The sequence below is a fragment of the Micromonospora globispora genome, from assembly GCF_003857015.1.
Classification (GTDB): Bacteria; Actinomycetota; Actinomycetes; order Mycobacteriales; family Micromonosporaceae; genus Micromonospora; species Micromonospora globispora.
Genome location: NZ_QGGF01000256.1, coordinates 23878 through 37007, shown reverse-complemented (window position 1 = coordinate 37007; position 13130 = coordinate 23878). Strand labels below are relative to the sequence as shown.

Below are 13130 nucleotides of genomic sequence, written 5' to 3'. Positions count from 1 at the left end.
GCGCGGGCCGCGGGGGGCGCTCGCCGAGGGCGACCACGCTCAGCGCGGCGACCAGGAGCGGTTGGGCCGCGCCCAGCACGGCGGCGGTCCCGCCGGGCAGCCGGTACGCGGCGTAGAAGAGCAGCGGGAAGAACGCGCCGATGTTGAGCGCGCCGAGCACGGCCGCCCGCCACCACCAGGCACCATGCGGGCGGTGCCGGGTCACCGCGAGTAGCAGCAGCCCCGCCGGCAGCGCCCGCAGCACGCCCGACCAGAGCGGCCGGTCGGCGGGGAGCAGCTCGGAGGTGACCAGGTAGGTGGTGCCCCAGGCGGTCGGGGCGGCGGCGGTGAGCGCGATGTCCGTCCAGCGGCGGTTCATTGATCGGGCCTTCCTTCTCGCTAAGTAGCTTAGAGCTAAGCTAATCAGTGCCGAGTGAAAGGGGAAGTGCGAGGTGCGGCACAATCCCGGGGTGGCAACGGACGACGTGGACGTGATCGTCGAGCAGTGGCGGCGCGAACGGCCCGGCATGCGGCCGGAACCGATGGCCGTCTTCGGCCGGATCTACCGGCTGGCTCGGCTGGTCGGTGACCGGCAGGAGAAGGCGTACGCCGGCTGGGGGATCGGCCGGGGCGAGTTCGACGTGCTCGCCGCGCTACGCCGCTCCGGCGAGCCGTACACGCTCGCCCCGAAGGCGCTCGCCGCCGGGCTGATGCTCACCTCCGGCGGCATGACCGGCCGGCTGGACCGGCTGGAGCGGGCCGGGCTGGTCCGGCGTACCCCCGACCCGACGGACCGGCGGGCGCTGCGGGTCACCCTCACCGACGCCGGCCGGCGGGTGGTCGAGGAGTCCGTCGAGGCGGGGCTGGCCGTGCAGCGGCGGATCCTGGACGCCCTGCCGCCGGCGGACCAGGAACGCCTGGCCGACCTGCTGCGGACGCTGCTGGCCGCCGCCGAGGCGGAGACCTGAGGGCTGCACCCCCCGGCCTGCTGCCGGAGGATGATCAAGACCGACACCGACGAGAGGACCACCATGCCCGCCAGCGAACCGACCATCGTCGCCACCAGCATGGGCTTCTCCAGCCGGCAGCGCGGCCCCTGGAACGCGAAGCCCGGCCCGGTCTTCGACCTGATGGCCGAGCTGGCGCAGGCCGGTGACGCGCCCCGGATCTGCTACCTGGGCCAGGCGGTCGGTGACCAGCCGACCTCGTTCACCGTCTTCTACGGCGCGTTCGCCGGCACCCGGTTCCGCCCGTCCCACGTCGCCCTCTACCCGATGCCCAACGTCGACGACATCCGGGAGCACCTGCTCGCCCAGGACATCGTCTGGGTCGGCGGCGGCAGCGTCGCGAACCTCTGCGCGGTGTGGCGGGTGCACGGCCTGGACGAGATCCTGCACGAGTGCTGGCAGGCCGGCGTGGTGCTGGGCGGGGTCTCCGCCGGGTCGATCTGCTGGCACCAGGGCGGTGCCACCGACAGCTTCGGACCGACCCTGCGGGGCTTCACCGACGGCCTGGGCTGGCTGCCGTACGGCAACGGCGTGCACTACGACAGCGAGGAGCAGCGGCGCCCGCTGATGCACAAGCTGGTCGGCGAGGGCACGTTGCCGGCGAGCCACTGCACCGACGACGGCGTCGGGCTGATCTACCGGAGCACCCGGCTGGTCGAGGCGGTCGCGGAGCGGGAGGGCGTCGCCGCGTACGAGGTGAGCCGCGCCGAGGACGGCAGCGTCCGGGAAACCCGGATCGAGCCCCGGCTGCTCGGCTAGACCCCATTGCCGGACGGCGCGCCCGACCGGGCAGGTCGGGGGCCGCGTAGACTGGCCGCCCGTGAGCCTCACCATCGGGATCGTCGGCCTGCCCAACGTCGGCAAGAGCACCCTGTTCAACGCGCTGACCAAGAACGACGTGCTCGCGGCGAACTACCCCTTCGCCACCATCGAGCCGAACGTCGGCGTCGTCGGGCTGCCGGACGAGCGGCTGGCCAAGCTTGCGGAGATCTTCTCCTCGCAGAAGGTGCTGCCGGCGCCGGTCTCGTTCGTCGACATCGCCGGCCTGGTCCGCGGTGCCTCCAAGGGGCAGGGCCGGGGCAACGCGTTCCTGGCGAACATCCGCGACGCCACGGCGATCTGCCAGGTGGTGCGGGCCTTCTCCGACCCGAACGTGGTGCACGTCGACGGCAAGGTCTCCCCGGGCGACGACATCGAGACGATCAACACCGAGCTGATCCTGGCTGACCTCCAGACGCTGGAGAAGGCGCTGCCCCGGCTGGAGAAGGAGGCCAAGCTCCGCAAGGACCGGGCCGCCGCGGTGGAGGCCGCCAAGAAGGCCGTCGAGGTCCTGGACAGCGGCACCACCCTGTACGCCGGGGCCGCAGCCGCCAAGATCGAGCTGGAGCACCTGCGTGAGCTGCACCTGCTCACCACCAAGCCGTTCCTGTACGTCTTCAACGTCGACGAGGCCGAGCTGGGCAACGCCGAGTTCCTCGACGAACTGCGGGCGCTGGTCGCGCCGGCCGAGGCGGTCTTCATGGACGCCAAGATCGAGTCGGAGCTGGTGGACCTGCCCGAGGAGGAGGCCCGCGAGCTGCTGGAGTCGATCGGGCAGTCCGAGCCGGGGCTGGACCAGCTCGTCCGGGTCGGCTTCCGCACGCTCGGGCTCCAGACGTACCTGACGGCGGGCCCCAAGGAGGCGCGGGCCTGGACCGTCCCGGTGGGCGCGACCGCGCCGGAGGCCGCGGGGGTCATCCACTCCGACTTCCAGCGCGGCTTCATCAAGGCCGAGGTGGTCTCCTACCGCGACCTGGTCGAGGCCGGATCGATGGCGGCGGCGAAGGCCGCCGGCAAGGTCCGGATCGAGGGCAAGGAGTACGTCATGCAGGACGGCGACGTCGTGGAGTTCCGCTTCAACGTGTAGGTGGGCCGCGTTCGCGCAGGTCACGCCTCCCTGGTCCGCAGCGAGTCCGCAGAACTGCCAACGCTCGCCGGGCGGCCCGTCCGGGCCGCGCCCGCGTAGGCCATCCGCCACCCACGGATCCGGCGGATCGGCGGCCGAGACGTGACGGCGGCTCGTAGGCTCCCCAGCCATGGGGTCACTTAAGCTGCCGTCGATCGTCGTCGTCCTCTGCTTCGTGGTGCCGTTCGCCATCGCGGCGGCGGCAATCTGGTTGGCCACCCGCCGACGCCGAAAGTGAAGGGGTGCCCGATGGGTCAGCATCGCCGGAGGCTTGCGGATCTAGCGGCGCGACAAGGGCGACATCGGGACGAGCGCGGCGAGCGCGGCGACCGACGCGAGCCCGGCAGCGACTGCGAGGGTGATCATGGCACGCCGCGGGGCGGTGATGACCTGACTCTCGCTGGTGTCGGCGGCCGGCACGTCACGCAGCATGGCCACAATCCGCTCGACTGTGCGCGTCTGGGTCCGGCCGTTGGTTCGGTACCTGCTTCCGCGCGGGTCCAAGAGGGGTGAGTCGACCCGGAACTGGACGTGATCGCCGTTGGTCAGGTCGAGACGGATCTCCACGCCGCGCCGGGAGAACCCGCCGAGCAGGTGCCGGGGTACCGACATGCGGCGCAGCGCCGTCTCGATCCGAAGATATTCAGGCGTGACGACGAACCGGGCGGCCGGCCCGGCCAGGTAGCAGCCGGCACCGCCGCCGGCGGCGAGCGCCAGTTCGAGCAGGCTGCCAATGCGGGGCTGCTCACCCCAGTTCACCAGCGAGGCGCCGGCAATTCCGCCAGCGACGAGCGCCATGTACAGGTAGGCGATGCCGCTGCGACGTCGTAGCGAGCGCCGCTGCCTCCCGATGGGGGGTGTCATCCCAGGCCGGTGGGGGATCGGCGGCAGGCGCACGTCCGAATAGCGCAGGGCGTTGGCTGTGGTGATTCGTCCAGACACCGCCACAAAAAGCGTGACGGCACCGAACATCGCCGGGAACATGACTCCGGCGTCTTCAGCGGCAACCTCGGCCGGGGTGCGGGCCACCCAGAAGACCGCCGCGACGCCCAGCAGCAGCAATCCGACGCTCGACACGATGACCGTCAGGCCCCAGGTCCAGACGAGTGAGCCGTTGTCGTGCCACTCGATACGTGACCGCCGGCCCACGCCACACCCCCGCCGCTACCTCGCCGGCCAGGCGACCGGCCACTGATCATCCTAAGAGCAACAGGCGAGCGGACGTCCGCCCTGATCGGCGCTCGGCGCCGAAGCCCTCTGCTCGGCTGGCCTGCTGGACTTGCACCGAGGAGAAATTGTCAAATGTTGTGGATCGGAGTGAGTCGGATCAGGCAGGGCGCGGGCGGGCTCTTGACCTGGAGGTCATCTCCGGACGGGATAGTACGGATCCTGGGATCCTGGCCTGCATGGCCGAACCGATCGATTCCTCGCTCGCCGATGCCGAACTGGCCGCCTTCATCGAGGCCGTTCGGCAGGTGTCCGTACACGGTTGACCGGGGCACGCCGAACATGTCGGCGATCTGCTGGACGGTCTTCTCCCGCTCGTCGTAGAGCCGTTGGGCGAGCGCAGCCTGGTCCGCGGTGAGCTTCGGCCGGCGTCCGCCGACCCGGCCGCGGGCCTGTGCGGAGGCGAGCCCGTCGTTGGTGTTCGCCACGATCAGTTCATGCTGGAGCTCGGCAAGCACGGACAGCATCCCGAACATCGCCCGGCCCTCCATCGTGGAGGTATCGATGCCCTGCTCGATGACGTGCAGCCCGATGCCGCGCTCGCGCAGGTTGCCGCCGAGGGTCACCAGGTGCAGCACCGAGCGGGAGAGCCGGTCGAGCCGGGTGACCTTCAGCGTGTCGCCCTCGCGCAGCAGCTGGAGCACGAGGTCGAGCTTCGGCCGGGTTCGCGATCACGGGTCCGAGTGCCGGCAGACGGTCGTTTGCCGACATTTGAGAGATCGTTTTCTCCCGGGATGAAACACCGGGAGAAAACGACCTCTCAGCGTGACACCGGCGAAGGCCGCTGCCTGGCAGATCGGTCCGCTGGTCAGGTCTTCAGCGCCGGCCGCGGTCGAGGGCGGCGACCTCGCGTACGGCCTCGGCGATGGCCCGGTAGTCCTTTTTCAGGATGTGGTCGTGGTTGCTGGCGACCTTCGCGCTGATCTTGATGTTCGGGTTGCGCTCAACCACCTGATCGACGCTGGCGCGGATGCGTTCCTGCTCATCACCCTTGCTTCCGAGGGACGCTCCCGACGCGAACACATACCGCGTCGGGACGGTGATGCCGTCCAGCACCGGACCCAGATTCCGTGCGCGGGCGAGCTTGCCGAGCTCGATGTTGCACTCGGCCATCTGCGCGGCGTTCAACCGCGGGGTCAGGCCCGTCGGGCGCAGCAGCGGCATGAACCAGCTCAACCGCTTGAACAGCTTGCGGATCCGCTGCTCCATCGCGTCGTCGAGCCAGTCGTGCGGTTGCGCGCCTTCCACCAAGACCGCACCCAGGGCACGGTCGGGGTTCCGGCTGGTCCAGTGCGCGGCGACGAACGCCCCGTAGGACCAGCCCACCACCAGCGGCCGGTCCACACCCCTGGCTTTGAGGACGACATCGACATCGCGGACGGCGGCCTCGAAGGAGTAGTCGGCCGACTTCTTCGATTTGCCGCGGGCCCGCTCGTCGTAGGTGATGTGCCGGTAGTCGGGGCCGAGTTCAGCGATGACCCGCCGCCAGTACCCCTGAGTGGCGAACTGGCCATTGAGGTAGACCACGGGGATACCGGCACCGCCGGTGTCGGTGACGGCCAGGGCCGTGTCTTCGACCGGCACCATGCCGGTCCACTTCGAATTGGTCGAGGAAGTGCTGTTCTTCAGGTTGGTCATGACGGATGGCTCCTTCTTTACAGGCTGCGGGCGGTGATGTCGCCGTGGTCGGTGGTCGCGTGGATGTTCAGGCCGGCCGCGGCGTCTTCGGTGTTCTTCAGCGCGTTGTGGATCCGGCCGTAGCCGGTGCCGGCGTCCAGGGAGGCGGAAACTCCGTGGGCGGCGCCGACCGTCACGTCGCCCATCTGGGTGCGCAGCACGACCGTGCCGGAGGTGGCCTCGGCGATGTGGATGTCACCCTTTTGGGTGCTGATCTCCGCGGGGCCGGTGAGGCGGCCGACCGTGACGTCGCCGGCGTAGGCGGCCACGCGCACGCCCGCGGCCTCGTCGATCTTGACCGCACCGTGTGCGCCCTCGCAGGCGACGTCGCCGAGCCGTCCGACGCCCCGGAACTCGGCGGCGGCCGCCTTCGCCTCGATGCGGGAACCGGTGGGCAGTTGGACCGTGACCTCGATGGATCCGGAAGGGCCGAGGATCTGGTTCTTCTCCGCCGGAGCCTTGATCCGCAGGACGCCGTCGCCGAATTCGACCTTGGTCTGCTCAGCCGCCTTCACGTCGCGGCCCCTGGCGGCGTTGGCGGGCAGGACCTCGACGATGGTGTCGGCCCGGTCGGCGGCGATGACCTGGATGCGCCCGGCGGGGATGTCCAGGACGGGGGTCACCGGGGCGGGGGTGTCGAACTTCTGCATCATGCTCTCCTCGTGCGCTCGTCGTTTCTGACATCGGAAACGCTACGTTGCGTTCGTGTATCGCACAACTAGCTCGTTGCTAGTGATCCCTATTAGCGCAGGTAGAGCCACGGTTTTCATTGCAACGGGTGTAAATCTAACGCAATGACAGCTGCTCTGATCGTTGCATTGGACTGTGAGCGAACGCTACGCTGGCGGCACCACGGAAGCACGAAGGGAGATCGCGGTGCCGGGAGGCAGACTCACCCAGCAGGAACGTCAGCAGATCGCGCTGGGGCTGGCCGACGGCCTCGCCTACGCGGAGATCGCCCGACGTCTCGACCGCCCTACCTCGACGATCACGCGTGAGGTGATGCGCAACGGCGGCCCCACCGCCTACCGCGCCGACTTGGCCCACCGCGCCACCGAACGCCGCGCCCACCGGCGCAAGCACACCCCGCTCCGAGAGCAGGGGGCGCTGGCCCAGGGCCACGGGCGCGACGACGAGGCCGTGCGTGAGTACGAGGAGGCGTTCACCACCCTCCTGATGCAACAGGGCCTGCCCAAGATGATGGCTCGGGTGCTGACCTGCCTCTTTATCGCCGACGCGGGCAGCCTCACCGCGTCCGAACTCGTCGGGCACCTCCAGGTCAGCCCGGCGTCCGTCTCCAAGGCGATCGCGTTCCTCGAAGATCAGGGCCTCATCCGCCGGCAACGCGACGAACGCCGCCGCGAGCGCTACTTCGTCGACGACGACGTCTGGTACCAGTCGACGATCGCCAGCGCCCGCGGCATCGCCCAGGTCGCCGAGACCGCACGGCAGGGCGTCAGCGTCCTCGGCCCCGGCACCCCGGCCGCCGGCCGCCTCGAGAACATCGCCCGCTTCAGCGACTTCATCAGCGAAAGCATCCTCCGCGCCGCGGAGCAGGTCCGCGAAGTCCTCTACACGAAACCCGAAGCGAGCTCAGGCCGCACTGCCAAGCCAAGTTCAGCTCGCGGATAGACAGCCGTCTTGATGGTCACCCAGTGGTGCCCACGCCGGCCCCTTCAATCTGAGCCGGCGAACTCGACTTTGCCGCCGATGCCGCTCAGCAAGCCGGGAGCGTTGTCCTCCTGCTCGCTCCGCCTGATGAGCAACCAGCGACCGTCTCGATGAAGGAAGACTTCGACATTGACGACGAAGGCCGGCCGACCAGCTCTGGTCCAGCAGGCCGCCGCGTCCCCGGCGATCCCGGCCATGCGCGCGGCTCCATCGCAGCCACTGTGGTCCGTTACCTGTTCACGAGTCTGCGGAGAGCAGCGACCGCCGCCTTGTTGCTGACCGTGGCGTAGATCTTCTTGTCGGCGCCGGCCAGGACGACGTACGGGCAAGCCTGGTCATCGCCGGCCATGGCCTTGTCAAGCAGCTTCCGGCCGGTCGCCACCTCGTACACGCGAAGACGCCAACCTGCCCGCAGCAGCGTCAACGTGATCGGCTTCGGGTCGTCGTACTTGCAGCGGCGGATCGTCGAGCCGGTGCTGACCCTGTCCAGACAGGCGACCATCTGCACCTTCTTGGGATCTTCCGATGCCCAGGTCTGCTCCACCCTCTTCGACAGGCCCTCGTCGAAGTAGTAGGTGCCGTTCTGGTAGCGAAGGCCCGAGCCGTCTCCGATAAGCAGCACCACCGGGTGCGGGGCCCTGCCGGCGCGTTTCGGTGACTCCGGGTAGTAGACGTTCTCGTCACACACCCTGTTCAGATCAGAGATCTCGGTCGCGGGGTATGCGCTGGGCTGCGGCCCCTGCTGGACGGCCAGTTCGCTCTCGTTGGGCTCGGCGCTCGCGGTCGGGCTGTGGTCCCTGGTGGGAAACAGCGGCGCCTCGGACGCCGGGCTGGATGCGGCGGTCTTCGTGGAGTTCACCAGGAGGAGTCGGCCGGCCACGCCGAGGCAGGCCACGAGTAGCACCACGGCCAGGGTCGCGGCGACGATGACGGCGCTGTTGTCGCGGCGGGTGGGTGACGGTGCAATGGGCCAGCCCACCGGTGGCTGCTGTCCGAGCGGGGACACCACTGTGGGCGGCTGCAGACCCGGGGGCGGCGCGTACGGCGGCGGCCCGTAGGTCGGTGTCGGCGGTTCCTCGGTAGTCCAAGCGGCGGCAGTTGGTGTCAGGTCGGAAGCCGCGCCGGGGGTGAGAGCGGGCTCTGAAAGCGGTGCTGGCGCGGCTGCGGGCGCCGGTCCCACTCCGGGAGCCGATACCGGATCCGTCGATCCTTCGCCACGTTCGGCCCCCGTGCCGGTCATGCAGCATTCCTCTTTCGATCAAGGCGAAGCGCGAATGTATCAGGACGCCCGCCCGGCGTGGGGGCAGTGCAGGTTCCGCGCTAGAGCCTCGGGAGCTGACCCGACAATCGGTCGCTGTCCTGCAGTTTCAAGCCTGCCTCAGGAAATCTTCGACACAATCTCCACGAGATTTCCGTCGGGGTCGCGCAGTAGGGCATTCCGGTTGCTGTTGCCGGTGTCATGGGGCGGCTGAATCGAAGGAACCCCGGCGGCCAGAAGGTCTTTGTAGGCTTGATCGACGTCGTCGGTCCACACGACCAGGACCATGGCCGGGCTGCCGGGTGCGGCCTCAACCCGGACGTCCGTGGAGTGGTGATCGTCGGCTCATGGGCTCGCGGGGCGGCGCAGATGGACTCCGACGTCGACATCGTGGTCCTCACGGACAACCCACGTCATGCGGAGGCGGGCGTCTGGACGGGCCTGCTCGGCGGTGAGGTCGTTCGGCTGGCGGACTGGGGGCCGCTGCGGGAGGTCCGCGTGCGGCGCCCGTCAGGGCTCGAGGTCGAAATGGGCGTCGTGCCGGTGAGCTGGGCAGACACCGACCCGGTCGACTCGGGAACCAGTCGGGTCATCAGTGACCGCCACCGCGCCGTGCATGACCCGGCGGGTGTGCTGGCCCGGTTGTCCGCAGCGTGCGAGCACCAGTGAGCGCGGCTACCACTGGTCCAGGACAGCGAGTGGAGTTGGCGGTGGTTCCTACACTCGCGCCATGACCGAGCCCCAGCTCTCCTGCCCGCTCTGCCGAGGCACGGAGTTCCAGCAGGAGACCGCACGACAGGACAGCCGGTGGGGCCTCACCAGCCACCGCATGACCTTGATGATCTGCCGTCGTTGCCGGTACGTGTTGCACTTCTACGACCGCCACAGCATCTTCGACGTCGACTAGGCGGCGCGCCGATGGTGGCCCTCCTCCACGGATCCGGCATGACAGGATGTCGCGGTGGCCAGCTATGGCATTGCACTTGTCCTGCTCGTCAATTCCTCGGGCGCGGTCCTGCTGCAGCACCGCGATGAGCACGCACCCGTCTCGCCGAACCAGTGGAGTTTGCCCGGCGGCCACATCGAGCCCGGCGAGACGCCGGAGGAGGCCGCCCGTCGGGAACTGCTGGAGGAGACCGGCCTGACCGTGGGCGAGTTGCACTCCATCTGGACCGGCCCGCGCCCGTATGAGGAGGGCTTCCCGCACACGGTCACGGTGCACGCCTTCTGCGGCACCACTGATGCAGGCCAGGAGGACGTGGTGCTCGGCGAGGGCCGGGAGATGGTCTTCGTCCCTCGTGACGAGGTGCTCGACCGCGAGTTGGCGGTCTCCTCCGCGCTGGTCCTACCTCTTCATCTTGAGGCCACCTAGGGAGTCCTGTCGGTCCGGGCAGGCAACCGTCGGGCCAGTTCCCGGCGCAGGGTGTCGCGGCCGGGGCTCATCCATTGGAGCGGAACCACCACGTCGTACGGGTTGTGCCGCCCGAGTCCCGACTACTGGTGGGCCTTCAGCGGCGGCCTGGTGCGTTGCGGGTCCACCGGCTCGACGGTCAGCCGCGGCTCCAACCAGCCACGGACCCTCGCCCGGGCGATGTCGGACAGGTCAATCGCCAGTGTGCTGCCATCCGGGATGATCAGTTCCAGTGCAGTGTCGGTCAGCCGCAGGGGCAGGCGGGGCTGGTGCTTTCGGACCGCACGCGTCACAACCGCGCCGCCGATGCCGGCGGGTCCGTAGAGCAACAGGACTTCCCACCACTGACGGTGCTGCAGCACGGTGACGGCAGTGACGACCGCGGTGAGAAGGAGCAGGGCCACGACTGCTGCGACGAGGCGCCGGCGGGGCGAGCGCCGGAACTCGACCGCGGACGACGCATGGACCTTGGCCATTGCGACCTCCTGCCCGGCGGTTCGCACCTGCAAACGAGACGGTCCTTGACCGCGTGGTCGCGGACTTCTACGACGAGGACGGAGCGGCTTCCACGGGGGCGTGGATCCCCCGGAGCCGTTCCCGTACGGCCGACAGCGCCCCCGCTGCGACGCCGGCTTCGGTCAGGTACGACGCCGCGCCGCCGTAGTGCCTGTCGAGGTGGGCCAGCGTGTCGAGCATCGTCTGAGGGGAGCAGGCTTCGGTCCGCGCGTAGTCCTCGGCGATGGTGTCGGCGCCGACACCGGCGACGCTCAGCAGGAGCGCCACCAGGACTCCGGTCCGATCCCTACCGGCGTGGCAGTGCACGACAACACCGCCTGGTGGCGCCTCGGCGACGGCACGGAAGGCCGCGCCGATCCGCTGACGGTTGTGGTCCAGCATCGGGGCGTAGGTGTCCGGTGGTGGCACATAGTCCAAGACGTCGTTGAGCATCGGCACGTGCCGGTAGAAGGCGTCGTCGACGAACGGGCTCGGGTGGGTTTCGCATTCCCGTCGCCAGCGCAGGTCGAGGACGCAGCCGATCCCACCGGCCCGAACCGCCTGGATCGCCCCCGCCGTCAAGTGATCATGCCGGTCCGACCGCACCAGCGCGCCCGCCCAGATTCGCTGGCCATCCAGGGTGGGGAGACCGCCGAGGTCACGAACGTTTCGGCAGCCCGACCAGTCGATGCTCATAGCCCGGTTCCTCCCGTCAAGCTGGCTAACGATCCTCAGTGGATCACGTGAGCGATCCACTTCTGGTGCGACCCCCAGCTATAGATGGCGGTTCCCAGATCTTGTTGGCGGCTGTGGGATGGCGGCTGCATCGATTGTTTGGGCAAGGGCCGTCAGAGTGGGTCGAGGCGGCGCTTGAGCAGGCAGAACTCGTTGCCTTCTGGATCGGCGAGGACGTGCCAGGACGCCTCCGCGGGCTGACCGATGTCGACGAGTTTGGCCCCGGCGGCCAGGAGGCGCTCGAGCTCGGCGTCCTGATCGCGGTCGGTGGGGTTGACGTCGATGTGCAGCCGGGCATGCCCGTTCTTCGGCTCGTCGTTGCGGATGAGGAAGATCGTCGGCTGCGGGCCGCCGAACCCTTCGCGCGGACCGATCTCGATGCAGCCCTCCTCTTCGCGATCGAGCTCTATGAAGTCCAGGACCTCGCACCAGAACCGCGCCAGCACCTCGGGGTCGTGGCACTTGAGCACGAGCTCACCGATACGGCATGCCATTGACGAAACCTACTCTCAGCGTGGGAATTGCCGGGGTGGCCGCACGCGGATCTCATGGGCCCCCTGCAGTGCGAACAAGCTCGCAACGTACCGGGCGAGGCGAGCGGGGTCGAATTGATTTCAGGCCCTCGCCTGGCCGGGTCGCCAGGCGAGTGCCGTACGTCGCGCAGTAGGGCAGCTGGCCTGCCTCGATCCACCCGAGACAAGATCATGTACGGAGCCGCCAAGAAGACCTGGGCGCTCCCGCCAACTACGCCGGGGAATACGGCAGGAGGGTTTCCTACCGCAGCGGCCCGACATCAGAGACCGCCGCGGTGCCGCAGGTCGAGGGGGATTGCCAACGACCCACTGTGGGCATTCCGACCTCATCGGATGAGCCGGACCGGTGGGGGCGGACATGCCGGACAGGGTGACGTTGGTGGCCGGCTGGGGCTGTCTCGGGATTGGCCTGCTCTTCATGGTGCAGGGAACGCGGCTGATCCGGACGGAGCGGCGGTTGGGCCGGCGGCCACTGGCCGGAGAGACATTCAGTGGGCGTGAGGTGCTGGCCGAGGGCGTCGCGTTCGCCCTGGTCGCGGCCGGCAACCTGCTCGGTGGCCGCTGGGTGCTGCTGGCGGTCCCCGGGGTGATCGTGATGGTGGTGCTTGCCGTGCACCTCGTCATGCGCTGGGCCAGGAGGCTGTCCGGTCGATCTCACTGACCGAACTCCGCCCACTCAGGTCGAGTGGCGGGCCACCGGCCGCCCTGCCGGTCAGGCCGGGGGACGGATCAGCTCGACCTCGTCGCCCGCGAAGACCTCGACGTTGCCCTCCGCGTCGCGGACCTCCAAGACCGGTACGCCCTCGTCGAGTTGAAGCGACCGGCGCTCCTTCCCGCTGGGCATCCGGGCCACCACCGACGCGCCCGGGGCGAGCTCGACCTTTCTGCGCGGCGGCGTCTCTCGCACTCGGGTGCCCAATGGGCGGCTGGTGGTGACCAGTCCTTCCGACCTCAGCAGTGCGATCGCCATACGAACCGCGTCGCGGCCGATGCCGTGCTCCTGGCTGAGAGACATCTCGCTGCCGACGCTCGCACCGGGCGGCAGTTGGCCGGACTCGATCCGTTCCCGAATCAGGTCGGCGAGCTGCACGTAGACCGGGGTGTGCGAGTACGGATCGATGGTCATTCCTCAAGCCTTGTGCCCCTGTGGCTACCAGCCACAGTGGGCTTGTAGCAACATTGCCTCCTTGCT

19 protein-coding genes and 1 pseudogene are annotated in these 13130 nt (G+C 69.2%); 8 read left to right on the top strand and 12 right to left on the bottom strand.

What is annotated here, in order from left to right; all coding sequences use genetic code 11:
• The coding region (locus DKL51_RS11970) for an EamA family transporter (protein WP_148097770.1) at window positions 1-358 on the bottom strand (358 nt) is incomplete at its 3' end.
• A gap of 91 nt (window positions 359-449) precedes the next feature.
• On the opposite strand from DKL51_RS11970, the gene DKL51_RS11965 reads away from it, so the two are divergent.
• From DKL51_RS11965 to ychF, 3 genes are all read left to right on the top strand, one after another.
• The gene (locus DKL51_RS11965; RefSeq protein WP_109947717.1) at window positions 450-947 is read left to right on the top strand and encodes a MarR family winged helix-turn-helix transcriptional regulator; all 498 of its coding nucleotides are present in this window, start codon (window positions 450-452) and stop codon (window positions 945-947) included.
• Window positions 948-1010: 63 nt separating this feature from the next.
• The gene (locus DKL51_RS11960; protein ID WP_109947753.1) at window positions 1011-1745 is read left to right on the top strand and encodes a Type 1 glutamine amidotransferase-like domain-containing protein; all 735 of its coding nucleotides are present in this window, start codon (window positions 1011-1013) and stop codon (window positions 1743-1745) included.
• A 61-nt stretch (window positions 1746-1806) separates the two neighbouring features.
• Window positions 1807-2892, top strand: coding sequence for a redox-regulated ATPase YchF (gene ychF / locus DKL51_RS11955; protein WP_109947718.1), 1086 nt, complete (start codon window positions 1807-1809; stop codon window positions 2890-2892).
• Between the two features lie 318 nt (window positions 2893-3210).
• Here ychF and DKL51_RS11950 read toward each other — a convergent pair whose 3' ends face one another.
• From DKL51_RS11950 to DKL51_RS11935, 4 genes and pseudogenes are all read right to left on the bottom strand, one after another.
• On the bottom strand, window positions 3211-4080 hold the full coding sequence (locus DKL51_RS11950) for a hypothetical protein (protein ID WP_109947719.1): 870 nt from the start codon (window positions 4078-4080) through the stop codon (window positions 3211-3213).
• Window positions 4081-4229: 149 nt separating this feature from the next.
• Window positions 4230-4811, bottom strand: a pseudogene (locus tag DKL51_RS11945) (recombinase family protein); the annotation flags it as partial.
• A gap of 163 nt (window positions 4812-4974) precedes the next feature.
• On the bottom strand, window positions 4975-5796 hold the full coding sequence (locus DKL51_RS11940; RefSeq protein WP_109947720.1) for an alpha/beta fold hydrolase: 822 nt from the start codon (window positions 5794-5796) through the stop codon (window positions 4975-4977).
• 17 nt (window positions 5797-5813) lie between these two features.
• Window positions 5814-6485 carry a DUF4097 family beta strand repeat-containing protein gene (locus tag DKL51_RS11935; protein ID WP_124812048.1) on the bottom strand — a complete coding sequence of 224 codons (672 nt, stop codon included), beginning with the start codon at window positions 6483-6485 and terminating at the stop codon, window positions 5814-5816.
• Window positions 6486-6711: 226 nt separating this feature from the next.
• Between DKL51_RS11935 and DKL51_RS11930 the strand changes: the two genes are divergently transcribed.
• Complete coding sequence (locus DKL51_RS11930) at window positions 6712-7467, top strand: GbsR/MarR family transcriptional regulator (protein WP_109947721.1); 756 nt, start codon at window positions 6712-6714, stop codon at window positions 7465-7467.
• Between the two features lie 44 nt (window positions 7468-7511).
• Here DKL51_RS11930 and DKL51_RS11925 read toward each other — a convergent pair whose 3' ends face one another.
• From DKL51_RS11925 to DKL51_RS11915, 3 genes are all read right to left on the bottom strand, one after another.
• Window positions 7512-7703, bottom strand: a complete 192-nt coding sequence (locus DKL51_RS11925; RefSeq protein WP_109947722.1) for an NUDIX hydrolase — start codon at window positions 7701-7703, stop codon at window positions 7512-7514.
• A gap of 32 nt (window positions 7704-7735) precedes the next feature.
• A complete protein-coding gene (locus DKL51_RS11920; RefSeq protein ID WP_123827121.1) occupies window positions 7736-8746 on the bottom strand; it encodes a hypothetical protein in 1011 nt (336 codons plus the stop codon).
• Between the two features lie 138 nt (window positions 8747-8884).
• Window positions 8885-9040, bottom strand: coding sequence for a VOC family protein (locus tag DKL51_RS11915; protein ID WP_165823260.1), 156 nt, complete (start codon window positions 9038-9040; stop codon window positions 8885-8887).
• Here DKL51_RS11915 and DKL51_RS11910 point away from each other — a divergent pair.
• The 3 genes from DKL51_RS11910 (at window position 9017) to DKL51_RS11905 (ending at window position 10136) form a co-directional block, all read left to right on the top strand.
• The gene (locus DKL51_RS11910; protein ID WP_423790684.1) at window positions 9017-9433 is read left to right on the top strand and encodes a nucleotidyltransferase domain-containing protein; all 417 of its coding nucleotides are present in this window, start codon (window positions 9017-9019) and stop codon (window positions 9431-9433) included. The two genes, DKL51_RS11915 and DKL51_RS11910, sit on opposite strands and share 24 nt — an antisense overlap.
• A 61-nt stretch (window positions 9434-9494) precedes the next feature.
• On the top strand, window positions 9495-9671 hold the full coding sequence (locus tag DKL51_RS34885; protein ID WP_165823261.1) for a hypothetical protein: 177 nt from the start codon (window positions 9495-9497) through the stop codon (window positions 9669-9671).
• Between the two features lie 54 nt (window positions 9672-9725).
• Complete coding sequence (locus DKL51_RS11905; protein ID WP_109947725.1) at window positions 9726-10136, top strand: NUDIX hydrolase; 411 nt, start codon at window positions 9726-9728, stop codon at window positions 10134-10136.
• A 122-nt stretch (window positions 10137-10258) separates the two neighbouring features.
• Here the strand turns inward: DKL51_RS11905 and DKL51_RS11900 are convergent, their stop codons facing one another.
• From DKL51_RS11900 to DKL51_RS11890, 3 genes are all read right to left on the bottom strand, one after another.
• A complete protein-coding gene (locus DKL51_RS11900) occupies window positions 10259-10651 on the bottom strand; it encodes a hypothetical protein (RefSeq protein ID WP_109947726.1) in 393 nt (130 codons plus the stop codon).
• A gap of 67 nt (window positions 10652-10718) precedes the next feature.
• The gene (locus DKL51_RS11895; RefSeq protein WP_109947727.1) at window positions 10719-11366 is read right to left on the bottom strand and encodes a tyrosine-protein phosphatase; all 648 of its coding nucleotides are present in this window, start codon (window positions 11364-11366) and stop codon (window positions 10719-10721) included.
• 152 nt (window positions 11367-11518) lie between these two features.
• The gene (locus DKL51_RS11890) at window positions 11519-11899 is read right to left on the bottom strand and encodes a VOC family protein (RefSeq protein WP_109947728.1); all 381 of its coding nucleotides are present in this window, start codon (window positions 11897-11899) and stop codon (window positions 11519-11521) included.
• A 397-nt stretch (window positions 11900-12296) separates the two neighbouring features.
• On the opposite strand from DKL51_RS11890, the gene DKL51_RS11885 reads away from it, so the two are divergent.
• Window positions 12297-12599 (top strand): hypothetical protein, encoded by a 303-nt coding sequence (locus tag DKL51_RS11885; protein ID WP_123827122.1) that lies wholly within the window; start codon window positions 12297-12299, stop codon window positions 12597-12599.
• Between the two features lie 51 nt (window positions 12600-12650).
• Here DKL51_RS11885 and DKL51_RS11880 read toward each other — a convergent pair whose 3' ends face one another.
• Window positions 12651-13064, bottom strand: coding sequence for a GntR family transcriptional regulator (locus DKL51_RS11880; RefSeq protein ID WP_109947730.1), 414 nt, complete (start codon window positions 13062-13064; stop codon window positions 12651-12653).
• Window positions 13065-13130 lie beyond the last annotated feature (66 nt).